The organism is Pseudomonas sp. MEJ108 (assembly GCF_030208985.1).
GTDB classification, from domain to species: domain Bacteria; phylum Pseudomonadota; class Gammaproteobacteria; order Pseudomonadales; family Pseudomonadaceae; genus Aquipseudomonas; species Aquipseudomonas fragariae.
In genome coordinates this window covers 68,673-92,912 of the sequence record NZ_JARVSW010000022.1, presented here as the reverse complement: position 1 = coordinate 92,912, position 24,240 = coordinate 68,673, and the positions used below count along the sequence as shown (strand labels likewise).

Below are 24,240 nucleotides of genomic sequence, written 5' to 3'. Positions count from 1 at the left end.
CCGTTTTTGATTCTGCCCAACGGGCGTAGGAGCGGACTTGTCCGCGAAGGGGCCGTCAAGCTTTCCGAAAATGCATCGCCTGATGCGACCGTCTTCGCGAACAAGTTCGCTACGGGCTCCGACCAGAATCAAAAGCGGGCTTGTGTATGACGATGGTCGCGGAGCGTGGGCACGATAGTTATAGGATTATTCCGCACGCTCCTGCGTGGGAATTATCCATCCGGCTAATCTGATCAAGTCAGCGACGTATAAAGCGCCGGGCGGCGATCCACGAAGTAGTCGTTCGCGGTTCTGGCCTGGGCCAGCAGTGTCTTGTCCAGCGTACCGACCAGCAGTGCCTCGTCCTGACCTGCCAGCAATGGGCGGCTGCCGTCCGGTGCGCAGATGCTGCTGAGCCCGCAGTAACGAATCGCGCCCTCGCTGCCGCAGTAGTTGGCGTACACCACGTAGCAGTGATTCTCGAAAGCCCGCGCCCGAACCGTCACGTCGCAGACGAAATCGTAAGGCAGCATGTTCGCGGTGGGGACCAGAATCAATTCGGCCCCGGCCAGGGCCAGCCGACGGGTATTTTCGGGGAATTCCACGTCGTAGCAAATCAGCAGGCCCAGGCGCCAGCCATTCAATTCGACCACCGGGTAATGATCGTCGCCTGCGACGAACATCGACTTGTCCAGCTCGCTGAACAGGTGCGTTTTGCGGTAGTTGCACAGGCGCGTGCCCTGGCTGTCGATCAACTGCACGGCGTTGTAGATCTGCCCATCGCCCGCGCGCTCCGGATAGCCGTAGAGGATCGCAATGCCGCTGGCCTGTGCGATGGCGGCAATGCGCGTCGCTGCCGGACCGTCCTGCGCCTGCGCCAGCTCACCGACAGCCTGAGCGCCGATGTTGTAGCCGCTGAGGAACATTTCCGGACAGATCAGCACCTGTGCCCCTTGCTCGGCGGCGGCCTGAGCCTGCTGTTCCAGGCGAGTCAGATTGCCGCTGACATCCAGCGGCAATGGCGGGCATTGATACAGCGCGACGCGCATGGGGTTTTCCTTCTGTCAGTCGCCCAGTGCTATCGGGCCGATTTCGTGGAACACATCACCGGGACCGGGGTTCTCGGCGTGAGTCTTGCCGCCGAAGTGGTTCATGATCCCCCACACGGCGTTCAGCGAAGTCTGCACAGCGCCTTCGACCCACGCCGGTGTCCAGGACACATCGTCGCCGGCGATGAACATGCCGCGCTGTTCGCTGGGCATATCCTGCTGCATGAAGTGCGCATACATGCGCTGGTTATAGCGGTAATGGCCCGGCAGCGCACCCTTGAACGCGCCCAGGAAGTGCGGATCGGCTTCCCATGACACGGTAATCGGATCACCGATGATCCGCGCTGCGATGTCCACTTTCGGGTAGATCTTCTTCAAGGCATCCAGCGCCAGCTTCACCCGCTTCTCGATGGGCTGCGGGAGCATCTTCAGTGCATCGCTCATCCACGAGTAGGACAGGCAGATCACGCCCGGCTTGTCGTCGCCGTTATCGAACAGGTACGTGCCACGGGTCAGCCGGTCGGTGAGGGTCATGCTCATCAGGTCGCGGCCGGTTTCCGGGTCTTTGTCCTTCCAGAACGGGCGGTCGACCATCACGAAGGTCTTTGACGACTGCATGTAGCGGGTGCGGTCCAGGGCCATCCACATTTTCTGCGAGAACAGCGACTCTTCGCACTCGATCTGCGTGGTCAGCAGCCAGCTCTGGCAGGTGGTCAGCACAGCGGCGTACTGCCGGGTGTCGCCCCAATTGTCGGTCACCGCAAAACTGCCATCCTCGGCGCGCGCAATGCGCTTCACGCCGGGACGTGGCGCCCCGCGGTGCAACGACGACAGGCTGGTGCCCTTGGGCCAGTGCGCGCAATGTTCGGGTACATGGCTCCACAAGCCGACCGGCACTTGCTGCACGCCGCCGACGATCAGGTGCTGGTGTTCATCGCAGTTGGTCATCACCACGCGGAAGATTTCCAGCATCGAGTTGGGGAAGTCCGAGTCCCAGCCGCCCGTTCCGAAGCCCACCTGACCAAACACTTCGCGATGAAAGAAGGACAGCTTGGCGAAGGCCTTGGAAGTCGCGACAAAATCATAGAACGTGCGGTCGTCCCATAACGGCACCAGCTTGTTCCACAGCTCCTTAAGACGCGGCACATCGCGGTCGCGGATCGCCTGCTGAATGTCACCGAATTGCGAGCCGCTTTCCAGTGCGTCGGCCCAGGCGTCGGCGACTTCCTGAAACAGCGCCGGCAGGTCCGAGAGCATCTGGGCGTAGTAGGTGGTGCCTTCCAGGTCGATAACGGTGCTGCCGGACGCCGCGGTCAGCGGATTGGGGAACGGCCTGGACTCAAGGCCCAGCTTGTCGACGTAATGAAAGAACGCCGTCGAGGACACCGGAAAGCGCATGCCGCCCAGTTCGGCAACAATGCCTTTGGCGCCTTCGAACTCCTGCGAGCGCAGGCGGCCACCCATTTTCGAGGCTTCGTACACCACCGGCTTGAGGCCCATCTTCATCAATTCGTAGGCCGCCACCAGACCGGCTATCCCGGCACCGATAATTGCCACCTCAGCGCCGTGGTTCTCCACCGGAATGCTGCCCAGGCCTTTCGGGTGCTCGATCCAGTCATCGAAGGCGAAGGGGAAGTCGGGGCCGAACATGGTGATCGGTTTTTTGCCGTTGGCGGGGTGACGGTTGTTCTTCATGACGGACCTTGATGGGCAACGGCGAAAAAACAACAGTCTAGAGAAGGGCGGACACGTTAATAAGACGCAAAGTGTCGTCGATATGCTGTTTGTTTGGGCTAAGTGACGAATCTGCTGGTCGGTTTGTATGGCTGCTTGATCGAGTAACCAGTTACACCGGCTGGCCGCGGTCGATCTTGCTGCTGAGGATGATCGATGTGGTGGTCTTCTCGACACCCTCCACGCTGCCGATCAGGTCGAGTAACTGGTCCAGTTGCTCGGGAGAATCGGTGCGCAGCCAGGCGACATAATCGAACTCGCCACTCACTGCACAGAGTTGTTGAACCTGCGCCATGGCACTGAGGCGCCGCAATACTTCCTTGCCTGAGCGAGGTTGCACGGTGATGCCGACATACGCCTGCAACCCGCCACTGACCACGCGCTGGCCAAGGCGCACGCCGTAACCGGTAATCACTTTGCTGCTTTCCAGGCGTGCCAGCCGCGAGGTCACGGTGGTGCGGGCGATGCCCAGTTGCCGGGCGAGCATGGCGACGCTTTCGCGCGCGTTGATTTGCAGTGCGGCGATCAGTTGGCGATCGATTTCATCCAGCACAGGCGGGCGGGTATCGGGCACGGGCGGTTCCTTAAAACTTCCAGCGTTTGGCGGTCTTGGCCAGACGCGCCTGCAGGCCGTCGAGGTTGAGCGCCAACTGCTGGGTCATCAAGTGGTAGCCCTTCAACTCGGTAGGAATCACGGCCTTCACTGCAGGTGTCTCAGGTGTCTCAGGTGTTTCGGTCGTGCGTGCCAGACGTTCGGTGGCGCCGGTTTGCAGGGCGCGGGCCATGCCGATCAGTTGCCGGCGAATCTGGCGGTAGTCAGCGTCCAGCGATGCCTTGAGCGTCTCGTCAGCAAGCTGATTCAGATTCGCAGGGCGAATATTGGCGAGAATCTCCAGGGTGCTCAGGCACATGCGGAAGTGGCCCTGAATGGCGTCCAGCTCGACCATGGACATCTTCACTTCCTTGGACACCGACGGCAGCAGCGAGCGCAATTGCAGCATCGTGCCGTTGAGCCTGGCGGTCAGTTTCAAATGCTCATCGGCGGTAACCGGCTGGCCCTGCACGATGCGCCCGTAGACCTTGGCGCAGTCACGCAAACCGCTGGCCAGGTTGTAGCGCCAGGAAAACACCGCATACAGCGGCAGAGCGAAGGAGAACGCCAGGGCCAGCGCAATACCAATCAGAATATCGACAGTACGCCACAGCCCGTCGCTGATCGGGTTGTAACCATGACCGGCAACGATGAACAGCGTGATCGCCGACAGCAGCGCGGTGTAACCCCCTTTGCCGATGGCGTGATAGGCGAAGAAACCGCACATCACCGACATCATTGCGTAGGTCAGCAGCGGCATTTCCAGATAGCCCTGCTGGACCACCACGATCAGACCGAGGCCGGCACCGATCAACGTTCCATAGGCACGTTCGACCGACTTCTTGCCGATATTGCCGTGATGCTGCAAACCGCCGATCACGATCAGCATGGTCACCGACGCCCACTCGCCATGGGGCAGGTTGAGGCCGGTGGTCAACAGGATAGTCACCAGCAAGCCCACCGCAATCCGCGCCGCGTGGATCAGCCGCGCATGCCGATAACGGCGATACGGGTCCAGCAAAGGACGCAGAACAGGGCGAAGCCAGGAGGGTATGAAAGCAGAGCGCGAATTCGTCATGCGTAAAGAGACCGCGAGGGTAGGGAAGAGATCCCTGATTGGATGGTGGTATTTCCCAGTAAGCCACATTTGACGGGAGATGGGTGGGGATTGTTGCCGATCAGCACGAGCAGCATCGTCGACTTATCTTCCAGACTTGCTTTCAGAGACTGGAAAGTCTCAGCTTCTGATATCCCTCTTTTTTGGCGTCGCTCAAGGAACCTTGCCCGGCTTCCTGCCACTCAGGACGCCACAATAGCGCCCGTCATGGATAATCTGACGGGTTCTTGGGCACACTGGCTCGACACCACAAAAGCGGACGCTATCCAGCATGAAAAGTCTTCTCCCCTCGCTCCTGATTCTGTTTTTCTGCACTGGTGTATCTGCAGGAACGGCACATGATGAGCAAAGCATGGCGTCCTATGTCGATAGCCACAGCGCCGAGCAGATCGCTTTGCTTGAAAAACTCGTCAACATCAACAGTGGTACTGATAATGTTGAGGGCGTCGTCAAAGTGGGTAATTTGATGAAGCCGGAGCTGGAGGCGCTTGGCTTCGAGACAACCTGGCACGACCTGCCTGCAGGAATGAATCATGCGGGTAGCCTTGTTGCGATCCACGATGGCAATAAGTCTGCGAAACGAATTCTACTGATAGGCCATCTGGACACGGTTTTTCCTGAAACAAGCAGTTTCCAGAAATTCACCTACCTTGAGGGCGGTAAAAAAGCCAAGGGCCCTGGCGTCATCGATGACAAAGGCGGCATGGTCACGATGCTCTACGCCTTGCAGGCGCTGAAACACACCGGCGCGCTGGAGAACATGAATATCTCGGTGGTCCTGATCGGTGATGAAGAGCTGGCGGCCAAACCGACGGAGATCTCCAGAGAATGGCTGATCGCCGAAGCCAAAAGAAGCGACATTGCGCTGGGTTTCGAATTCGCCTTGTCGCCCAACCAGTTGATCACCGAGCGCAGGGGATTGAGCGAGTGGTTTTTGACCAGCACCGGCGTAGACAAACATTCAGCGACTATTTTTCAGCCTGAAACCGGTTTCGGGGCAGTGTATGAGTCGGCTCGAGTGCTTGATGAGATTCGTCGGAAGCTTTCGAATGAGCAAGGCCTGACCATCAATCCGGGACTCATTCTGGGTGGCTCTACAGCGGTCGAAGATGTCGCCAGTGGACAAGGTACTGCTTCTGGAAGAAAGACAACGGTTGCCCGGATTTCTTCTGTGCATGGCGATTTGCGGTTCAGCAGTGAGGCTCAGAGAGTCTCCGCGGAAAACCAGCTGAAAGAAATAGCCAGTTACCCGCTGCCTCTGACCAACAGCGATGTGAAAATCAAAGCCATCATGCCGGTCATGGCTGATCGTGAGAGCAATCGCAAGCTACTGGAAGCCTACAGCCAGGTCAGCCAGGATCTCGACGGGCCTGTTCTGAAATCGGCACCGTCAGCGGAAAGAGGCGGAGCTGACATTTCCTATGTGAACAACTATGTAACCGCAAGCCTGGACGGGCTAGGTGCCTGGGGTGAAGGTGCGCACAGTGAAAACGAAACCATCGATCTGAGCTCTTTGCCCGTGGTAACAAAACGGGCGGCTATTTTCCTGAGCCGTTACGGTAATTAGCATGAGAGGCTCGGTGGCGTTCGACCTGCGCCTGTCGAAAGATAGCGATCTACCGGACTTGAGGCGCCTCTCGGCGCTGGCCCGTGATCGCTATAAAACCATTTCCTCTCTGGCACATGTCGCCGACCTCCCTCCGCTGAGTGCAGACAGATTCGAAGCCTGCCGCGTTGTCGTTGCTGTTGACCAGAACACTCATGAGGTCATCGGGTACGCCGCCATGCGGCCACTCGATGGTTTGTTGTATCTGGACAATATCTCCGTCGTTCCTCGTGCTTCAGGCAGTGGCGTGGGTAAGACTCTGCTGTCCTCCGTTGTGACGCATGCGCAGGCCCTTCGGGTTCAGGCCGTGAGCCTGACGACCTTCCGCGAGCCGCTGTGGAACGGGCCGTGGTTCAGGAAACACGGCTTTGGTCTTATGCCGGACATTGAAATTGGCGAAGGGCTGAGGCGTGTCGTGGATCGTCAATCGATGACGTTCAGTCCTGCAACGCGGGAGACATTGTGGCGTGTGCTTTGACGCGCGTGTAATCCGATACGCGCAATCGACTCAGCGGCGCACGGCACCTTGATTGATCGTACTCTGAGCTCAGGCGGTGCTCTCCGCTATTAGGGTTTGTGGCTGTTGAGCCGCATTGACACTAACTCCCCGCAGAACTTTTCGCTCTGCGGTCATCATCGCTTTTCACCGCATCGTCTGTATGGCGTTGGACCGGATTATTCCGGTGTTTGCGCGCCACTGGTCCTGGACAGCTCAGCAGGTTGGGTTACCTTATTGGAAAAGGCCAAATGATAGGCCAGGCCGACGAACACCGCGCCGCCCACCGCATTACCCAAAAATACCGGAACGAAATTGTCGCCGAACTGCGCCCAGCTCAAGGCGCCAGCGAAGATCGCTGCAGGAATGACGAACATGTTGGCGACGATGTGCTGAAAGCCGATTGCGACGAATGCCATCACCGGAAACCACATGCCGACCACTTTACCGATCACGTCCTTGCTCGCGTAGCTGAGCCACACCGCCAGGCACACCAGCCAATTGCAGCCAATACCCGAGATGAAGGCCTGTTCGAAGCTGGCCCCGACCTTGGCATTGGCGATGGCCACGGTCTTGGCCATGAAGGCGCCTTCAGTCAGGCCCACCACATGGCCGAAACAATAAGCAACGAACAGCGCACCGATCAGGTTGGCTAGCGTCACCAGCACCCAGTTACGCACCAACTGACCCAGACCGATACGCCCGGCGAACAGCGCCATGGGCAGGCTCATCATGTTGCCGGTCAGCAACTCACCGCCAGCCAGCACCACCAGAATCAGCCCGACCGGAAACACCACAGCGCCAAGCAGATTGCCCAGCGACGCCCACTCGTGAGGGATCATGGTGCTGACATGAATATCGAGAAGAAACCCGAGGGCAATGAAAGCCCCTGCCAGAAAGCCCAGAATCATCAACGAGGACAGGCCCAAGTGGGCCTTCTTGACGCCGCTTTCGACGGCAATTTCAGCGATTTGCTGCGGGGTGTTCAAAGACATGATGGGCTCGTGCGTGGTCGTGGGCTGAGCGTGGGGGCTAAAAGCTCAAGCGGTGCGCGCATCTGTCGCACCGGGAAACAACGTTACGGAATGTTTCGGAGGATGGCTAATCGGATGTTTTGATCGGGTGATTGAGAGGGTCGATGACTGGGCAGGTTTGCGCGGGGGTGGGCTTATAGTTGTTTGGTTGGCAGGTTTGTAGTGGGTCAACTAAACCCGATCACTGAGTTGTCAGCGACCGAGCCACCTTGGAAACGCTGACTCAAGCGCTCAAGCCAGAGGATTCTGACGCAACTGTAGGCAACGGAGCAAGGCGCCAAGGCTTCTGTAGGACGTTTACTCGTTCCGCAACACGATCCTGTTTTTTACTGCATCCGGCTTGGTATTGCCCGGCATCACCCCATAACTATCCCTGTCTCCATAAACCGCAAGGACAGACCATGACCAACCCAACCGAAACCGCCATCCTTGCCGGCGGCTGCTTCTGGGGCATGCAAGATTTGTTGCGACGCTACCCCGGCGTGCTGCATACGCGAGTCGGCTACACCGGTGGTGACGTACCGAACGCCACCTACCGCAACCACGGCAACCATGCCGAAGCGATTGAGATCGTGTTTGACCCGGCGGTGATTAGCTACCGGCAGATTCTTGAGTTCTTTTTCCAGATCCATGACCCGAGCACGCCTGACCGGCAGGGCAATGATCTTGGGCCAGGCTATCGTTCGGCGATTTACTACCTGAGCGAACAGCAAAGGGATATTGCCGAAGATACCGCGGCTGACGTGGACGCCTCCAAGCTGTGGCCGGGGCGTGTGGTCACGCAAATCGAGCCCGCGAGTGAGTTCTGGGAGGCGGAGCCGGAGCATCAGGATTATCTGGAGCGGATACCGAACGGTTATACCTGCCACTTCATCCGGCCGAACTGGAAGTTGCCGAAGCGGGCTTGAACCTGAACCGCACCGGGAAAGGCCGCGATAGGGGAGAGCGCAAAAGCTGACCTGCTCCTGTCATGCATGCAGCTGTAGTGGTAATCAGACACTTCTATCTGGCGATATTCTCGCCTGAATGAGTGTCCGGAATCGCTAGACCACTACAGGGCTGTATCTGAGAGGGCCTCACCAAAAACACAAAAGCCGCGCAATGCGCGGCTTTGAGTATGGTGGGCCCACACGGACTCGAACCGTGGACCAAAGGATTATGAGTTGCTGGGCGACCGGGTATGCCTAGAGAAATCGTACGTAGGTGAACGTAGGTTGGCATAGCTGGAGGCCCCGTTGTTAAAGGTCTTGGGAGTAATTTAGAGAAGGTTGCCCAAGCTGAGCATTGTACCGGAGCTGTACTGATTTTGCTCCCCGAGTGCCCTGTCACATAGCTCGCTAGGGGGCTCTAAAATCTAAAACGGCATAAGCGCTTCATGGTTTGACCCATTTCGGCACTTCTGCTGAATTAGGCCGAGAATGTCGGCTCAGTTGTCAGGCGGAGGACTCACCCCAATATCCATCAAGTCATCGTATACAATCCACTCTATCGGGAAAAACTCTTGGGCATCAGAGTTAAAGTGCCCGACAATAATGCCGGTGGATGCATGCGAGGAAATCGAATAATGCTTCCTCATCAACCCAATTGTTTCCTCAACATCCAATTCGTCCAGGCACGCGTAAGCAATAATTACTGCGTCAAGCTTATGTTTGGTTAACTGATAGCTAGCTTGAGACTGGAGCAGTGGTAACCGACGGAGTATTTGTGCTACCAGTCTCTTGCCAGGTAGCGGTTCGACAATAATGCCCACTGTCTTGTCATTTTTGTAAACAACAAAATCGGGTTCTCTATAACCGCTCAAAACTTCATAAGTGTAAATAGAGGCAACCCAATTTTGAACTGCAGCTTTTGCACTAGCATGAACTTCGTCCATGCCAATGCTGAAAGGTATGGTCGCATCGTCAGATATATCCCTAACTTCCGTAAGGGTTTCGTCCGAGACGCTGGCCTTCAGCATCTGCTTAGCATGAGACAGAAATTGCTCTGGGGAATACATCAGGAAGTGACGCACGCCGCCTAAGGAGATAGCCTCGTTAATAAGCTCCGGCCGCGGACCGAGGATTTTATTTGAGTCTCCCTTCAGCCACCAATCCTCTTTTCTATCATCAGTAACGTATATCAGCCAGTTGCTTGATTCAGACTTGGCCTGTTCCAGCATTTGACTCCAAACCAAATAATCCCCATATTTTCTTTTGTAGATTATACCGTTATGGAGGTATTCATCGGTCTGTGTTTTATCCTTTTCCTTATCCCTGTATCCAGGAGGAATCTTCAAATCATAGCGAGCTTGCGCCAGCTTATAGAGACCATCTACTTCCTTCTGCTCCGCGGGACTGGCCCCGACACGCCCCTCGAATAGCTGCTCTATTGCATCCTTAATAAAGTCTACAGAAGTCGGTGGCTGGTTTGCCTCCTCCAGGGTCTTAAGCTCCTCAAGGAAACCGGTCATTGCATCATTTACTTTACTTTGAAGGTCTTCAGTTCTGATCGATGAGTGGCGCTTTCTAAGATTAAGATTGGCTATCCTATTGTGCAGATCGTCAATTGAAGTGATGACAACCTCGCGGACCTGCTTATATTTCTGATGCTGCTCAGATATTACGCCAGAACGGTTCCTGTAGAACTCCAGAGCTACATGATGAGGGATCCATATCCGCTTAGACAGTGATTTAAGGACGTTAATCAACTCATCACGGGTCGCCGCTTGATATCTGTAGAGGTTTAACAAAACATTGGTATCAAAAACCAAAAGACCTCGCTTCCAAGCGTCTTGATATTCTTTTTCTGTTAGTGCTTTGAATTCGGGAAATAAAGATTTCATCGTTCCATCCTTGTTTGACACCTTCATTATAACAAAACCCCGGACAGTGATCGACAGCATCTGCGCTGCGATGCTGGCACCCAAGTGAACAAATCGGGCTAAACTGACGAATTCAAAGGCGGACCGGTCGTTACATAGCAGGTTCCTAATCTTTTCCGCCAGTCTGTCGAGAATGCAAAGGCACTTGGTTTTGGGGCGAGAATGCAGAAGAAGGCAAGCGAGCGAGAATTCATCGTTCAAGATCACGACTGTTATGGTCCGTGAGCCGCAGCAATTGAACAAATGCAGACCGTGACGAAGGTCCGCTATGGATCAAAAGCTCCCCTCATCAACTGGCAGCACCTAGCCGATAGCTTTCTGTCGGAAAAGGCTCCAATCGACCCAAAGCCGCCGTTGATGATTTGCGGCACTGGCCAACAGTTACATCAGTTTAGGTGCGCAAAAGATGGAATTGCCGGGCTTCTGTTAGCGCATTTTTGCAGTTTGCGGCACCCGGCCCATCCGTCTGGGCGGCGCAGGCAGTCGCTGCTGCCGATGCGCTCGCGTTGCGGATTTTTGCGCACCTCGGTCAGCCTGAAAGCGGTGGGCCGTTATGCCGAGTCTGCGGGAATTCGCGCTCTTTCAGGCCGAAATTTGAACGCGTAGGCTACGTCCGCGAGCCATTAGGTAGGCTACGTCCGCGAGCCATTAGTCAGGAGCGCGCGCTCCATCGACGCTTTGAATTCAGGCGCTGAACGACCTCAATCGGGCAATACCTGTCAGTGGAAAGAGCCTAGAAAATCTGAGGCTACTCAGTGAGCCCTCTTCCTATCAGTCGAGTAAGCATGGCATTCTGCCCTCTTCAAATCCAAATCAACAATTAAATCCAGAGACGCACCATTATGGACGATAATAAAAACCTGTATAAATACATGGGGCCTGACATAGTAGATAAATTTCTGATGGCTGATAATAAATGCAGTCTAAAGTTATCGTATCTCAAAGACTACAATGATCCGTTCGAATTTTTTCTGACCATTGACTACAATCAAGAACCAGAAATTCTAGCATACTATAAAGAAATAATTTCAATGGTGACCGAGAGTCCGGTTACATGCTTCTCCAAGTCTCCTTTAATAACTCCCATGTGGGCGCACTATGCATCCAACTCACAGGGGTTCGTAGTAGAGATAAATGAAGGGAAACTACAGAAATGGTTAGAAGAAGAAGAGGCTGCAGAAAGCTTTGGTGATATCGACTATCAAGATACTCCACATGATTACATGCAAGATATGTTGCAGCGTGCATATGTATTATGCAAGCCCAGACATGTAGGGTTTCTTTGGCAGGCTGTCACGAGCGCAGCGTATTTCACCAAGCAAAATTGCTGGAGCTACGAACAAGAAAGACGGTTGATCACAAACAGCAAAATCTCAAAAAAGATAAACGATACCCTTTCACTCCTCTATTTTCCGGCTGACTTTGTAAGCTCTATCGTTGTAGGTGCGAAATCAAGCGCGGAAACAAAAATTATATTAAGGGAGGTTTCTGAAAAAATTGGATGCAAATATTACGAGAAACGGATCGGCAGAAGTTCCACAAGGCCTTATCTTGTCGATATTGAAAGTAATACATACACGTTCAACGGTAGCGATATCGTTTTGCACACTGATCGCTGTGCGTCATGTTTAGAACCTAAATCTAATGCTCAGTCTACGCTCTGCGCGTGGTGCTGTATCACTGAAAAACATGAAGAAGACGCAGGGCATAGAAATTCATTCCGAATGTTGGAGCACGCAGGTATACTTGACAGCTATATAAAAACATTTTTAGAAGTAGGCAGAAAACAATAGATGAGATGTTATCTCAATATAAATATGCAGGAGGGAAAATGAAAGCGGTAGCGGTTACATGGCTAATGCTAAAAATTAATAATGCCATCGACTTTGGATGATGCAGTGATATCACTATTTCTCAGTTTACAACGTAACTAGTTCGCAGATATTTCTGCATTTTATAAAGAAAGATGTGGTAAGCGCTCCGATCTAGTTGCTTACTTTGAAGCCAGCGTCCATGGCATTGAGGAGTGCTACGAGAAACATATTACTTAGATCTAAAACGTCTATATCTGCGAAGGAGGGCGTAATTGGGTGTTGAAAAACTATTACTTTATCTAGCACTTGCTTTGAAAGAAATCATGCATTAGGGCGAAGGACTGCAGCTGTCCTTATGGCGGTTCGGTCATTCAGTTTTAGATTTCTTTGAACGGCAGTTTTTGGCCGATAGCTCGTTTCTGCGAACAGCGGCTACAAAATCCACGGCTCCTCAGTCTGGCCGATGAACCTAGTGCCGTGTAGGAACGTGTTTCGCTCTTGCGTAGTGGTGAGAGGGAACTTGGCATAATGAGAATGTGCCATTTCGTTCAACTGCTCCAGCCATCGCTCCTTGATGTCGTCTTCCTTAATGTTTCGCCCGTCCAGTACTTCTAAAGGCATAATCTCCTTCAGGTCAATTGGCACAGCATGCATTGTACCGAGGCGCGAACGCAGGTTTGCTGAACAGAGCTCTACGACCAGACCGGCGATACCTTTCTTCAACAGCTGCTTCAAAACCTTGAGTTTGGTTTTCGATGAGAAGTCGGTCGTTTTGATCAGCGTGTTGTAGTACGGCTTGAAGTAGTTGATTAATCCCGCTTCTGCAAGGGACACAACCTCCTTTCGGTCTAGTCGGACGTCACGCAGGCGATGTAGATGAGCCCAATCCTGCTCAGTGGATGCTTGGGCTTCCACATTAAAATCGCCTCCATTACTGATGATCGTCTTACCGTGCTCAAATCTATAAAGCAACAACAGCACCTCCCTTTCGGGGAAATGCGTAGAGGTTTCTGCGAGGATTTGCTGAAACTTACTGTGCGAATTTAAGCGATCAAGAGCCGTTCTTGATTCGCTTCGTCCAATGCCTTGTCCTACATATAGGACCTCCAAATCAGTATCATTCGGTTCCAAAGCACTCTTCGCGGCAGCAACAAGGACGCTTACCGAAATGAGCTGTTCACCTCGGGGTGTCAGGACGACCAGCGATGTTCCGTTGAGAGCTACCGCAATGTCTTCGATTGGAACGTCATCTGGTATCGACGACTGGCTGATGTCGTAGACAAAGGGAACTGTGGTCAGACCTTGTTCGCGCAGCACCAAAAACTCACCGTTAATCGTCCGGCCGTTTACGGCGAATCCTTCGGGCTTCACGTAAATACGTTGACGACGGACTATGAGGTAAATATTGCAGCCTAGAAGGGCAGACTTGTGCGTCGGATTGTCTTTGATGCGGTATAAGTCCGCTGGCGTAAGTATGACGGGAGAGCTGGAATAGAGAAGTGTAGCCCCCTCCATTGAAAACTGTCGGTTGATTTCGTCAAGGTCAGTCACGTGTTTCTCCTTTCGTTATGTGGTGTTGCCAGCCTTCAAGCCGGTGCTGAAGCCAATGCCATACAGAGGGAGCTAGACAGTAGGCACTGTAGTAAAACCAGCAGATAGCTGCCAGAAAATAACGGATAACTACGGGCTTTCCTCTTTGCGGTCCATGCTAGGCGCTTAAGTTTAGCGAGCGATGCTCCAACGCTCTAGACTTGCTCGAATCGCATCACTGACGACATCTGTGTGCTTGTCTATAAGGCGGCTAAGCGCATCTATACGTTCTACGGTGATCGGCTCGTGGTGGCCTTCGTTCAAGCGACGTGCGATTTGATTGAGGTTTCGTCCTAAGGCGAGGAGCTGGTAGTTAGATTCGCCGAGAGCTTCGATTTCACACATGCTGAACTGTGGCTCGCGAGTCAGCCCTGCACGGATAGCGTCGACAATCCAGCGGCGCATTGAGCACTCCTCGATGTTGGCACGCTGTTTAATTGCTGCCTTCTCAGATACGGTTAGGAGAATTTCAAAACGTTGCATTGGCTCCTTGAATGCTTCGGTCTGACGGTAAGTTTTCGGCGCAGGTAGAACCTCGGCGGCTTTTAGCTGATGCTCTATGGCCTCTTTAATAGCTGCGCCGGGTTTCTTTCCAAGCCTCTCGCAGTAATCAGACCAAGGTTCTTTAGCGTTCCCTAGGTATACGTTCAAGTGAGTCGTTTTCTTTCCCACAACTACCTCCATTTCAACTAGCTCTCTCCAAAGGAGGAAGCTTAGTAGTGCTATAGGCGCCTACATTACCGGCGTTTAGCCTATCCTGCACTAGTATTTCGTGACAATGAAAACTTCGTCATGACGAAGAATTAGGAGCCTGTTTTTCGACGGTTGAGCCAAAGTTATATAGTTGGCTTGCCAATACATAGTGTTTTGGTTTTAGCTGATGCGTCACTAGCTTTTGGAAAGAGAAAAACTTCGTCATGACGAAATTTCCTGGACGGTCGGTACTTCAGGTCATAGCACCATAATGAGATAATTGTTTCGCCAAAATACTGTTTTTTGGTTTCTGAAACGAACGCTGAAACCGCCTCGCTGATGCTGCTTGCATTATGGGCGCGGCCCTTAAAAGACGGGGCCTACACCGGGTAAGACTGGCGCATAGTCACCCCAAGGACGGCAACGCCGTGCCGGGTGCGATTCCTAAACAGATCGACAGGCCGGACAGACGGTCCAGCGTTCACCATTTCTAATGGAGAGGTGACTATGGATCTGTTTAAGTGTTTGGCTCGTATGGGCAAACAGCCGCTTCGTATTGCTGCCGCATTTTCATCGTTGATGTGCGCGCAGCAGTGCTTTGCACAAATTCCTGTAACCGTTACCAGCCAGGTAACCGAATCCCCGATGACTATCGCTGAGTTTGCTTCTAACTCCACCCGTTGGAGCCAGCAGGTCCAACAGATGGCTTCTCAGATTGACCAGATGAAGCAGCAGTACGGAGCGATCACTGGCTCGCGAGGGCTCGGAAGAGTGTTCGATGATCCTCAGCTCCGAGAGTATCTGCCTCAAGAATGGCAAGCCGTGTATGACTCAGTGAAACGTGGCGGTTATACAGGCCTAGATGGCCGTGCGGAGACGATCTATGCAGATAACAAGGTGTTCGATGCATGCCAACGTTCCGCTCAGGATGAACAACGTACTGCCTGCCAGGCGCAAGCCGTAAAACCATCACAGGACAAGGCTTTCGCATTGGATGCCTATGATCAAGCCAAAGGTAGGCTGCGTCAGCTTGATCAGCTCATGGGGCAAATTGATAAAACCCAAGACCCCAAAGGCATCGCCGAGCTACAGGGGCGCATTGCTGCAGAGCAAGCAATGATTCAAAACGAGCAGACCAAGTTGCAGATGTTCCAAATGGTGGCTCAGGCAGAGGACAAGGTACAGGAGCAGAGGCAGCGTGAATTGAATGCCCAGATTCTTGATAAGCGAGGATTCAAAACTCGCACCATGCTGAACCTGGGGGGAAATTGAAATGGTTTCGTACGCTCACATCCTCCCGATCATCGTTTGCTTCTTCATTCTCACGTCATTGCGTAGATTCTGGTTGTGTATCGGCCGGTTCGGCGCTCTGAAAGAGGTATCGCGGCGTGCCCCAGAACTGATTCAGAGTGATCTGCTCGCCGCCGCTACGGCAGTGATGCCATTCCTCTTTGCGCTTGCTGATTGGCTCCAGATAGTCCCGCCTCGAGCAACAGGCCCGATTTCATCAACGCTCGCAGTTTTGATTTCATTTGCCTGCGCGCTTGCATCGGCTCTTTTGGTTTCGAAGGCCGAAGCTCGCATTGCTGGTAGTTGGGCTGGCACAAGAGAAAGTGCTCTGCGCACGCTTGCCGCTTTGCAGATTATCGATGCTGCCGAACTCGCCTACGCCCTTAAATACGCAGAACAGTTTCGAGCTAAGGCGCGTTGCGCATCGGCCCGGTACCTGAGCGTTGTCGAGCGGGAGGATCAGGAATGATTACCTCTCGTTGTTTGGTTTTGGTTCCCTTACTGCTAACAGGGTGCGGCGCGGATGAACCTGTCCGCTCTGTCGATTGGTACAAGGCTCATAACGCGGAAAGGGCGATTCATATCTCAGAATGTGAGCGTGATCCGGGAAGGCTTGCGTTGACGCCGAATTGCGTCAATGCCAAGCAGGCCGAGAATGAGCAGCGGCTTGCCGAGCGAGGGTTCCGTAAGCGCGAGACTTTAGATTTGAAGGAGCGGTGACTATGGAATCCAATTTCTACGAATGGGTAGGTGGATCTATCGATGTCGTATTGAACGACTACGTCCAGCTCATGGCGCAGAGTGTCATTGGCGACTTCTCCGTTTTGCTCGCTTTGGGTGGCGCGCTATTTTTCATGACGATGGGGCTATTGTCTGTCGGCGGCTTTATTGAGCAACCTCTACCACATCTTTTCAAAATCGCAATTAAATGGGCATTCATTGGCGCGCTGGCATTAAACGCGAACACATACCTTGGGTGGGTTGTGGAAGCGATTCGTGGCCTGGAGGTTGGGTTGGCTGATGCGTTTTCCCCCAATGGAAAGGGAGCTACTGCGACGTCTGTCTATCAGGTAATCGACAGGGCTATGACTGATGGTTTCAAAATTGCCTCTGATCTCCTTACCCGCGCAGGGAGGCGAGGCGTAACGGAGATAGGCATGATGTGCTATGACTTGCTCATGGCTGGCACGATGCTCGTCGCAACATTTCTGATCACGCTGCCTGCTGGTGCCATGATCATTACCGCCAAGGTGCTGATGTCGTTTCTGCTGGGGTGTGGCCCGATCTTCATCGCAATGCTGCTCTTCGGCCAAATGACCGGCAAGTGGTTCGACCAATGGTTTGCGCAGGTGATGAACTACATTATGCAGAGCGCGGCGATAACGTCCGTGCTGACGCTAGGTATGAAGTTTTTCACCACGATGTTGACGGATATCCAGCCGACTGCGGGGAATGGCCCTGCGACCGATATGTTGGAGGTCTTGGCGCTGAGTGGGATAGTCCTCTACATGGTCTATCAAGCCAGCTCCTTGGGAAGTCAACTTGCGGGTGGTTTATCGTCCAGCGCGATTACGCTGAGGCAGATGGCCCAAGCCGCGATAAATCCCGCGAAGGCGGTTTATAACGCTGTTAATCCCATGACAACACGGCGTGATCTTCAGTCAGGCATGATGACCAGCGCGAGGGCTGCCAATCACTGGGTCGCGGGCAACACTGCTTGGAACCCGGCTTATCGACAGCACGTGATGCAAAACCTTGGACGTAACTGGGGTAAGGCAAGGGGAGGGAAGGTGAGTAGCTAGCAGCGTAAAACAGCAGTGCAGTGAATCGCGCTGCGCGCCCTGGCGGGCTTACCCAAAGGGGCTCTGCCCCTCTGGACTTCCCGCCCTCGCCGGTAGCAGGGGCCGCTGGGAAAAGCTTCCAGCAACCCCCGCAGATAGGATTTGGAATTGCATTGCGTCAAGGGTTCGCTTCGCCGTCATCCTCGCCCGGTCCCGCTTCGCGGGCTGCGGCCTCCGGTGACGCCCTTGACGCCTTTATTGGACGTGCGCTGAAACTGTCTTGTTTTGAAATTTGGAGCGGTAATGAAACGCAAGAATATCTCAGATTTGTCTGGTATTTCGAACGCAGAAAAGCGCCGTCGTCAGGTTGCAGTTGATTACGCTCGCGCGTCTATCTCACTTGAGGGGTTTACTTTAGGGACCGACCAAGAGGGCCGCGCTCGCGCCTTTGTGGATGGAGAGCTGACCTTGGCGGAGTTTGTTTCTGTGTCTGATAGTCAGATACCTTTTTTTCGCTAGATCTTTTTAACGCAGGCGTAAATTTTGACGGCAAGGACCAGCCGCTTTATGTTTACAGGGAGGGGGCTGTTAGGGTGCTTTGGGTTTGTTAACGCATGAGGTTCGTGAATGCAAAAGCAATGGGATAATGTCAAAAAGATATACGTTGAAAGTAATCGTATTTTTAGCTATCAGCGCTTAAGGCTACGTGAATGTAAAAGAGATTTCATTCCGTTGTTGGTATCTACGTTGCTGGTCGCGTTATTGTCATCAGCTCTTTACTGGTTCAAAAATCCAACATGGCCGTTGGTCATTATGATAGGAACGGTCATGTTGATGCAGGTTTTTTTTCTGACAATAAATAAGATATTGGCGAAGCTCTACGTTGCTGAATACGAACAGCATAATATTCCTGCTCAGCGGCAGTCTGATCAACTTAATTTGCTAGCCTATGCTTTTTTTCTTCAGGAAATAAAAAGCATAGGCCTTACGCCTGGGTTGCTTGAAGCTATTTCGGAGTATTCCGAAACTCTAGATCCACCACCTAAGTCCTTCCTTATAAATCAAAACTTTATAAATGTAATTGTTATATCGACGTTGGTGAGTCTTTTTGTCGCATATCTTCAGAAAACTTCAGCATGGCCTACTCAAGCTTTAGAGTATATTTTTTGTGTTGCATCACTAGGTGTTATTGTATCCTTGGTGCTTGATGGATTTCGAACCGCTACAACTCGTAATGCTCGAGTTCGTCAGTATCTCAGGAGGGCTAAAGTTGAAATTGAACAAGAAGCTGATAGCTAGTTATAACGTTTACAGAGATAGTGGGTGCGAAGTAGCTTGTTGTGTTGACTGTGTTATTTAAGAGTTACTCATAGCTGGAAGCTGGGTCAAGGGCATCACCGCAGGCCGCAGCGGAGCGGAGCCCGAAGGGCGAGCACCGAACGGGTGAGGATGATGGGCAACGCCTTTACCCTTGATGCAGCTGTAAGCGACAAGCCTAGCGACAGGGGGAGGAACAAGGCGAAGCCGCCGGACCTGCCCCTGCCGCCCGTCCGGCAAGGATAGGACGCGGAATGCAACCGAAGGGGTTGCCCAAGCGAAGCGCGGAGTGTTCGAAACCATGATGCTCTTATTGGTTAAGCCGGTTCCGCAGCAGCTTGGCAAGGAACTTGTTTCCAATCTCACGATTGATCTCGAGGACTTGTGCATTCTGGAGTTCTTGGGCAGGCATCGCGGATTTTCCTTTTCTGTCCCTGGCGATTTCGAGTCCTAGGTTTGCTCTGAACTGCCCTGCCCGGTACTTCATCGCGACTCCTGAAAGCCAATACTCAGGAGCTTTCCTGATGAGGCCGTTGGCCATGGCTCCTGCCAACTCATCGAGGAGCATTTGCGCATCATCAAGCGAAATGCCTTTGAGTATCCGATCAACCGAGCTTTTCGAGTGCACAGACAACCCACCGGGGTAGGCCAACTGCAAGACGTTTGTTGGAGCTTCCTGTAGTGGTGTCTTTGATTTTTTTTTCTTTGGTAGTTCTTGGTCCGTCACCTTATCGACAGTGGGTGGTGACCCTATGTTGTCACTCCCCCCTGCCACATCGATGTCATGGTGGGGTGACACAGCTGTGTCGTTCTCTATCACGTTGACGGTGTAGAAATTGCTCGTTTGCGAGCCGTCGCTCCGGAAGCGCGGGGTGGAAGTGACGTATCCGGCACAGCACAGTTTTTTTAGAACTCTCTGAATGGTGCGCGTGGATACCCCGCATTTATTGGCTAGGTGCTTTACACTAGCAAAACAAGGCTCGTTCGGGTTTTCGCACTTTGCGATGTATACCAATATCAGCTTTTCCTGCGCAGGCAGCTTCTGGTTGTACACCCAGTCAATTGTGCTGTAGCTCATAGTCAAGCTCGCAAAGCAGGGGCGTCGAGAGATAGTGCCTGGTTGACCTGTAGCGTGCGGAAATACACTCGACGCCCCACGCGGACTACGGCAGGCTTCAGCTTTCGTGAAAGCTCTGAATCGCTGTACATGGCGACTCTGAAGCCATCTGGTGATCTGTCCAGCAGGCTTGCAACCTGTGCCATGCTCATCAAAGGGCCGAATCGGTCTAGAAGGTACTCTTCAGAAGTCATGGACTTTCTCCTTGCTTACGTTGAATTACGTAGCTTTGTAAGTTTGGAGTGAAGCTATCAATTAAGTTTGGTGACAGTAAAGACGGTGAAGTGTCGTTGAGTTGTCACCAAACTTCATACTAGAACCTTGTAGAAAACAGTTTTGAAAACACGTTGACAACAACGTGACAACAGAAAGAAAACAATAGGAAAACAAAGAGGCGGCTATTTAGTTTCTAGTCTATCTAGCTTGTGAACTAAATCTTCGGCCCGCAGATGAGTGTAACGCTTGAGCATCTGCATCGATTTGTGCCCGCTAATTGCTGAAACTTCTTGATCAGAAAGGCCGCCCTCAACCAGCCTGCTCACGGCTTCGTGCCGCAGATCGTGAAAACGAAAGTCCGGCACACCAGTCTTTTTCTTGATGGCGCCCCAGATCTTGGTGAAGGCGTAAGGACGACGCTTTCCATCACGCCCTGGCTCACCGAAAAAAACCAGATCGCAGTCAATTGGCCGCACGGGATTCGCCAGGGCTGCGCGGAAAACCTCGGTAGCTAGCTTCGTCAACGGAACCGTGCGAGCACTATCATTTTTTGTATCCGACAGGCGGACGATCCGTTTTTGAACGTCTACCTGTGATCGCCGCAAGCCTGCGATCTCCGATGCACGCATACCTGTCGCCAAAGCTATCTGGACGATCCAGCCAAGCATTGGATTACTGTGTTTGCCCACAGCGGCCAAAAGGCGCTTTTCTTCATCAGCCATCAGCCGCCTGTTACGGCCCTCTCCAGGGCTCGGCTTTCGGATATTGAGCACAGGGTTGAATGTCAGTCCAAGCCCCCATTCCTGGATTGCAACGGTGAATAGATGGCTGAGCAGGGCAAGCTCCAGCCGTACAGTATTGTTGCTCGTTAGTTGGCCGCGGTTCGTCAGCGAGCCAAGACGTGTATCGCGGTAGTTCGCAATCACCTCTGAGGACAGAGCGGCGAGCGAGTATTTCCCTAGGTGATGGGACAGCTGCTGAGCCTTGGTTGCCTCCGCCTTTTGCGTGGTGGGCTTCTTGGTCGGGCTGACTTCACGCATATAACGCCGCAGGGCATTTTCGAGCGTCATACGCTCGGAGCCGCTGCGCTGGATGTAGACACCCCTCACCATCTCGTCTTCGGTGCGCCGAGACCAGTCCTCCGCATCACGCTTGGTGCGGAAGGTTTTAGCCACAGTTGGCCAGCCGGTTTTGCGGATCAAAGCCTTCCAAGTGCCGGAAGGGGTTTTGACTAGTGTTGCCATCTGAAAGGACTCCAAAGGTGTACTGGCGCACCAGCACTGTACCGATTTTGTACCTTTGGACCATAGGACTGTATTAGTGGAGAACCACCCAGAAACACGAAAGCCGCGCAATGCGCGGCTTTGAGTGTGGTGGGCCCACACGGACTCGAACCGTGGACCAAAGGATTATGAGTCCTCTGCTCTAACCAACTGAGCTATGGGCCCTCAGTAGGTCGCGGATTATAACGGCGGTTTCGCGGCTGTGCTATCCGAAAAGTCCGAAAGATTCATCAGAAGAAATCTTGCGCGGAATTCTTCGGCGTCGAGGGGCAGGCTGATGATGTAGCCCTGGATCTGTTCGCAGCCTTCGGTGGTCAGGAATTGCTGCTGTTCGCTGTTCTCCACGCCCTCGGCGATCACGGTCAGTTGCAGGCTGCGCCCCAGGGCGATTATGGCGCGGACGATAGCGGCGTCGTGGGTGTCTTCCGGCAGGCCGCGGACGAAGGACTGGTCGATCTTGAGGATGTCCAGTGGCAGGCGTTTGAGGTAGCTCAGTGAGGAGTAGCCGGTGCCGAAGTCGTCGATCGCCAGTTGCACGCCGAGTGTCTTCAATTGGTGCAGCACGGCCAGTGCTTCCTGGGTCTGGCTCATGATGAAGTTTTCGGTGATCTCCAGTTGCAGGCAACCGGGTTCCAGGCCGTTGTCCGTGAGCAGTTGTTCGATGCGTTCCAGCAGGTTGGTCTGGCGCAGTTGAGCGCATGCCAGGTTCACCGACAGCGGGCCGAACGGCTGGCAGGTCTTGCGCCATACGCCCATCTGGCGGCAGGCCTGCTCCAGCACCCAGTCGCCGATCTGCAGGATCATGCCGTTTTCTTCAGCCAGGGGAATGAAGTGCTCGGGCGGCACTTCGCCAAAGGTTGGGTGGTTCCAGCGGATCAGGGCTTCTGCGCCTGCCATTGTGTGGGTCAGCAGGTCGATTTTGGGCTGGTAGGCCAGTGTCAGTTGATTGCGCTCCAGAGCTCTTCTCAGTTCCTGCTCGAGGGCGATGCGCTCGCTGGCCTGGTCACTGAGGTCGCAGGTATAGCTTTCGACCCGGTTGCGGCCTTTTGCCTTGGAGCGGTACATCGCCGCGTCGGCATTTTTGACCAGCGTGGCCACGTCGGTGCCGTCGGTAGGGAACACGCAACTGCCGATGCTGGGGCTGATGTAGAGCTCATGTTCGCCAGCTTCAAAAGGCGTGCTGAAGCAGGCCAGTAATTTATTGGCGATGGCCTGTGCGTCGCTGGTTTGCAGCAGGCCGGGCAGCAGGACGATGAACTCGTCGCCACCCAGGCGTGCAACGGTGTCGATGTCGCGCAGGGTTTCCTTGAGCCGGTGTGCGATGCCTTTGAGCAGCAGATCGCCGACCGGGTGGCCCAGGCTGTCATTGATGTGCTTGAAGCGGTCCAGGTCGAGAAACAGGACTGCGCCGAGGCTGCCGGATTCTTCGCTGTGCAGCAGGGCGGCTTGAAGCCTGCTCTCGAACAGTATTCGGTTGGGCAGGCCGGTGAGCGGATCATGGTGGGCCTGATAGTCGAGCCGCGCCTGTGCTTGTTTGAGGCTGGAGATGTCGGCGAACACGGCGACGAAGTGGGTCAGGAGGTTGTCTTTGTTGCGCACGGCGCTGATGGTCAGCCAACTCGGGTAAAGCTCGCCGTTCTTTCGACGGTTGCTGATTTCGCCCTGCCAGTGGCCCTCGGCTGCCAGTTGGTGCCACATCGCGGCGTAGAACGCGCTGTCGTGTTGGCCAGAGGCAAGCAGGCGAGGGGTCTTCCCGATGGCTTCACTTTCGCTGTAGCCAGTGATTTCCGTGAACGCGCGGTTGACGGCGCTGATGCTCTGGTCGGTATTGGTGATGAGCACACCTTCGGCAGTGCTCTCGAAAACAGTCGCCGCCAGATGGAGTTTCTCCTGCATTTGCCTGCTTTCGGTGATATCCCGAGTAATCGTCAGCAGACAGTCTTCACCCGCAATGATGAGGGGTTGAGAGGACAGTTCACACAGTCGAATATCGCCATTGTTGTTACGAATCCGTACCCGCATATCCTTGACGAAGCCATGCTTTTTCATGCGTTCGATGAGCTTTGAACGCTCGCTCAGGTCGACCCAGATGCCCAGGTCGAATGTCGAGTGGTCAAGGCAGTACTTTTCGCTGTACCCGGTCTGACGGCAGAACCCTTCGTTGACCTCCAGAAGCATGCCGTCCTGCTGCCGGGTAATCGCCATCCCGTCAGGCGAGGCATGGAAGGCTTTGGCGAACTTCTCTTCGGAAAGCTGTAATTGTTGTCGGGCCAGTTTGAGCTGGGTGATGTCACGCACTATCACCAGCACGGCAGGTATCGGGCTATGCTCGAACGGTTGGGCGGACATGAGCCCTGAAAAGGTTTCGCCGTTTTTGCGCCGAAAGGGTATCTCCAGATTATGGATATCGCCGGTCTGCAATTGCAGCAAGACTTTTGGGCCGATGCCTGGCACTGCCCACAGATTCAGTTCTGTGGGGGTCTTGCCAATCACTTCATCAAGGGGGATACCGGTTCGCTCTACGAACGATTCGTTGGCATCCATGATGTGCCCGTCAGCAAGGCTGACGATAAGCATGGCATCCGGGCATTGAGCGAAGATCGAGGCGAATTTTCCCTCGGACAGGCATGACGCTTCCCGGTCACTGGTGTTGATTACTCCACGCATATGCG

22 protein-coding genes and 1 tRNA gene are annotated in these 24,240 nt (G+C 53.8%); 10 read left to right on the top strand and 13 right to left on the bottom strand.

Going from position 1 to position 24,240, the window contains the following annotated elements; all coding sequences use genetic code 11:
* Positions 1–233: 233 nt before the first annotated feature.
* From QRN50_RS12745 to QRN50_RS12730, 4 genes are all read right to left on the bottom strand, one after another.
* Positions 234–1,028 carry a carbon-nitrogen hydrolase family protein gene (locus QRN50_RS12745; RefSeq protein ID WP_096127053.1) on the bottom strand — a complete coding sequence of 265 codons (795 nt, stop codon included), beginning with the start codon at positions 1,026–1,028 and terminating at the stop codon, positions 234–236.
* 15 nt (positions 1,029–1,043) lie between these two features.
* Positions 1,044–2,723: a flavin monoamine oxidase family protein gene (locus tag QRN50_RS12740; protein WP_003341224.1), complete on the bottom strand. Its 1,680-nt coding sequence runs from the start codon at positions 2,721–2,723 to the stop codon at positions 1,044–1,046.
* A gap of 151 nt (positions 2,724–2,874) precedes the next feature.
* The gene (locus QRN50_RS12735) at positions 2,875–3,336 is read right to left on the bottom strand and encodes an Lrp/AsnC family transcriptional regulator (RefSeq protein WP_024640981.1); all 462 of its coding nucleotides are present in this window, start codon (positions 3,334–3,336) and stop codon (positions 2,875–2,877) included.
* Positions 3,337–3,346: 10 nt separating this feature from the next.
* Positions 3,347–4,432: an FUSC family protein gene (locus tag QRN50_RS12730; protein WP_024639791.1), complete on the bottom strand. Its 1,086-nt coding sequence runs from the start codon at positions 4,430–4,432 to the stop codon at positions 3,347–3,349.
* 310 nt (positions 4,433–4,742) lie between these two features.
* On the opposite strand from QRN50_RS12730, the gene QRN50_RS12725 reads away from it, so the two are divergent.
* Entirely contained in the window at positions 4,743–6,038 is a 1,296-nt protein-coding gene (locus QRN50_RS12725; RefSeq protein ID WP_032619927.1) for a M20 family metallopeptidase, read from the top strand.
* 13 nt (positions 6,039–6,051) lie between these two features.
* Positions 6,052–6,555, top strand: a complete 504-nt coding sequence (locus QRN50_RS12720) for a GNAT family N-acetyltransferase (protein ID WP_032619925.1) — start codon at positions 6,052–6,054, stop codon at positions 6,553–6,555.
* A 197-nt stretch (positions 6,556–6,752) separates the two neighbouring features.
* Here QRN50_RS12720 and QRN50_RS12715 read toward each other — a convergent pair whose 3' ends face one another.
* Positions 6,753–7,568, bottom strand: a complete 816-nt coding sequence (locus tag QRN50_RS12715; protein WP_024639788.1) for a formate/nitrite transporter family protein — start codon at positions 7,566–7,568, stop codon at positions 6,753–6,755.
* 440 nt (positions 7,569–8,008) lie between these two features.
* Between QRN50_RS12715 and msrA the strand changes: the two genes are divergently transcribed.
* Positions 8,009–8,515, top strand: coding sequence for a peptide-methionine (S)-S-oxide reductase MsrA (msrA, locus tag QRN50_RS12710; protein WP_096127052.1), 507 nt, complete (start codon positions 8,009–8,011; stop codon positions 8,513–8,515).
* Between the two features lie 518 nt (positions 8,516–9,033).
* On the opposite strand, the gene QRN50_RS12705 is transcribed toward msrA, so the two are convergent.
* A complete protein-coding gene (locus tag QRN50_RS12705) occupies positions 9,034–10,428 on the bottom strand; it encodes a PIN-like domain-containing protein (RefSeq protein WP_143520185.1) in 1,395 nt (464 codons plus the stop codon).
* Positions 10,429–11,309: 881 nt separating this feature from the next.
* Here QRN50_RS12705 and QRN50_RS12700 point away from each other — a divergent pair.
* Positions 11,310–12,260: a DUF2971 domain-containing protein gene (locus QRN50_RS12700; protein WP_096127050.1), complete on the top strand. Its 951-nt coding sequence runs from the start codon at positions 11,310–11,312 to the stop codon at positions 12,258–12,260.
* Between the two features lie 453 nt (positions 12,261–12,713).
* On the opposite strand, the gene QRN50_RS12695 is transcribed toward QRN50_RS12700, so the two are convergent.
* On the bottom strand, positions 12,714–13,832 hold the full coding sequence (locus QRN50_RS12695; RefSeq protein WP_096127049.1) for a hypothetical protein: 1,119 nt from the start codon (positions 13,830–13,832) through the stop codon (positions 12,714–12,716).
* Between the two features lie 171 nt (positions 13,833–14,003).
* Entirely contained in the window at positions 14,004–14,543 is a 540-nt protein-coding gene (locus QRN50_RS12690; RefSeq protein WP_239986833.1) for a plasmid mobilization relaxosome protein MobC, read from the bottom strand.
* Positions 14,544–15,071: 528 nt separating this feature from the next.
* Here QRN50_RS12690 and virB5 point away from each other — a divergent pair.
* From virB5 to QRN50_RS12660, 6 genes are all read left to right on the top strand, one after another.
* A complete protein-coding gene (gene virB5 / locus QRN50_RS12685; RefSeq protein ID WP_083225766.1) occupies positions 15,072–15,836 on the top strand; it encodes a P-type DNA transfer protein VirB5 in 765 nt (254 codons plus the stop codon).
* A gap of 1 nt (position 15,837) precedes the next feature.
* Positions 15,838–16,323 (top strand): hypothetical protein, encoded by a 486-nt coding sequence (locus tag QRN50_RS12680; protein ID WP_096127047.1) that lies wholly within the window; start codon positions 15,838–15,840, stop codon positions 16,321–16,323.
* Complete coding sequence (locus QRN50_RS12675) at positions 16,320–16,574, top strand: EexN family lipoprotein (RefSeq protein WP_096127046.1); 255 nt, start codon at positions 16,320–16,322, stop codon at positions 16,572–16,574. The genes QRN50_RS12680 and QRN50_RS12675 overlap by 4 nt, the downstream gene beginning before the upstream one ends.
* Before the next feature lie 2 nt (positions 16,575–16,576).
* Positions 16,577–17,656 (top strand): TrbL/VirB6 family protein, encoded by a 1,080-nt coding sequence (locus QRN50_RS12670; RefSeq protein WP_096127045.1) that lies wholly within the window; start codon positions 16,577–16,579, stop codon positions 17,654–17,656.
* A 282-nt stretch (positions 17,657–17,938) separates the two neighbouring features.
* Positions 17,939–18,154: an antitoxin VbhA family protein gene (locus QRN50_RS12665; protein ID WP_096127044.1), complete on the top strand. Its 216-nt coding sequence runs from the start codon at positions 17,939–17,941 to the stop codon at positions 18,152–18,154.
* Positions 18,155–18,262: 108 nt separating this feature from the next.
* Positions 18,263–18,934 (top strand): hypothetical protein, encoded by a 672-nt coding sequence (locus QRN50_RS12660; protein ID WP_096127043.1) that lies wholly within the window; start codon positions 18,263–18,265, stop codon positions 18,932–18,934.
* 328 nt (positions 18,935–19,262) lie between these two features.
* On the opposite strand, the gene QRN50_RS12655 is transcribed toward QRN50_RS12660, so the two are convergent.
* The 5 genes from QRN50_RS12655 to QRN50_RS12635 form a co-directional block, all read right to left on the bottom strand.
* Positions 19,263–20,030, bottom strand: a complete 768-nt coding sequence (locus QRN50_RS12655) for a helix-turn-helix domain-containing protein (RefSeq protein ID WP_096127042.1) — start codon at positions 20,028–20,030, stop codon at positions 19,263–19,265.
* A 2-nt stretch (positions 20,031–20,032) separates the two neighbouring features.
* Positions 20,033–20,263, bottom strand: a complete 231-nt coding sequence (locus QRN50_RS12650) for a hypothetical protein (RefSeq protein WP_096127041.1) — start codon at positions 20,261–20,263, stop codon at positions 20,033–20,035.
* Between the two features lie 204 nt (positions 20,264–20,467).
* On the bottom strand, positions 20,468–21,529 hold the full coding sequence (locus QRN50_RS12645; RefSeq protein ID WP_192873889.1) for a site-specific integrase: 1,062 nt from the start codon (positions 21,527–21,529) through the stop codon (positions 20,468–20,470).
* A 127-nt stretch (positions 21,530–21,656) separates the two neighbouring features.
* Positions 21,657–21,733: transfer RNA gene (locus tag QRN50_RS12640), tRNA-Ile, on the bottom strand.
* Positions 21,734–21,748: 15 nt separating this feature from the next.
* Positions 21,749–24,235, bottom strand: coding sequence for a bifunctional diguanylate cyclase/phosphodiesterase (locus tag QRN50_RS12635; protein ID WP_096127039.1), 2,487 nt, complete (start codon positions 24,233–24,235; stop codon positions 21,749–21,751).
* Positions 24,236–24,240 lie beyond the last annotated feature (5 nt).

Excerpts from the sequence above, each read along its gene's own strand:
- QRN50_RS12660 (WP_096127043.1), top strand. The coding sequence starts at position 18,263 with ATGCAAAAGCAATGGGATAATGTCAAAAAGATATACGTTGAAAGTAAT.
- QRN50_RS12715 (WP_024639788.1), bottom strand. The coding sequence starts at position 7,568 with ATGTCTTTGAACACCCCGCAGCAAATCGCTGAAATTGCCGTCGAAAGC.
- QRN50_RS12675 (WP_096127046.1), top strand. The coding sequence starts at position 16,320 with ATGATTACCTCTCGTTGTTTGGTTTTGGTTCCCTTACTGCTAACAGGG.
- QRN50_RS12740 (WP_003341224.1), bottom strand. The coding sequence starts at position 2,723 with ATGAAGAACAACCGTCACCCCGCCAACGGCAAAAAACCGATCACCATG.
- QRN50_RS12705 (WP_143520185.1), bottom strand. The coding sequence starts at position 10,428 with ATGAAATCTTTATTTCCCGAATTCAAAGCACTAACAGAAAAAGAATAT.
- QRN50_RS12655 (WP_096127042.1), bottom strand. The coding sequence starts at position 20,030 with ATGAGCTACAGCACAATTGACTGGGTGTACAACCAGAAGCTGCCTGCG.
- QRN50_RS12700 (WP_096127050.1), top strand. The coding sequence starts at position 11,310 with ATGGACGATAATAAAAACCTGTATAAATACATGGGGCCTGACATAGTA.
- QRN50_RS12635 (WP_096127039.1), bottom strand. The coding sequence starts at position 24,235 with ATGCGTGGAGTAATCAACACCAGTGACCGGGAAGCGTCATGCCTGTCC.
- QRN50_RS12645 (WP_192873889.1), bottom strand. The coding sequence starts at position 21,529 with ATGGCAACACTAGTCAAAACCCCTTCCGGCACTTGGAAGGCTTTGATC.
- QRN50_RS12670 (WP_096127045.1), top strand. The coding sequence starts at position 16,577 with ATGGAATCCAATTTCTACGAATGGGTAGGTGGATCTATCGATGTCGTA.
- QRN50_RS12725 (WP_032619927.1), top strand. The coding sequence starts at position 4,743 with ATGAAAAGTCTTCTCCCCTCGCTCCTGATTCTGTTTTTCTGCACTGGT.
- QRN50_RS12680 (WP_096127047.1), top strand. The coding sequence starts at position 15,838 with ATGGTTTCGTACGCTCACATCCTCCCGATCATCGTTTGCTTCTTCATT.
- msrA (WP_096127052.1), top strand. The coding sequence starts at position 8,009 with ATGACCAACCCAACCGAAACCGCCATCCTTGCCGGCGGCTGCTTCTGG.
- QRN50_RS12650 (WP_096127041.1), bottom strand. The coding sequence starts at position 20,263 with ATGACTTCTGAAGAGTACCTTCTAGACCGATTCGGCCCTTTGATGAGC.
- virB5 (WP_083225766.1), top strand. The coding sequence starts at position 15,072 with ATGGATCTGTTTAAGTGTTTGGCTCGTATGGGCAAACAGCCGCTTCGT.
- QRN50_RS12730 (WP_024639791.1), bottom strand. The coding sequence starts at position 4,432 with ATGACGAATTCGCGCTCTGCTTTCATACCCTCCTGGCTTCGCCCTGTT.
- QRN50_RS12665 (WP_096127044.1), top strand. The coding sequence starts at position 17,939 with ATGAAACGCAAGAATATCTCAGATTTGTCTGGTATTTCGAACGCAGAA.
- QRN50_RS12745 (WP_096127053.1), bottom strand. The coding sequence starts at position 1,028 with ATGCGCGTCGCGCTGTATCAATGCCCGCCATTGCCGCTGGATGTCAGC.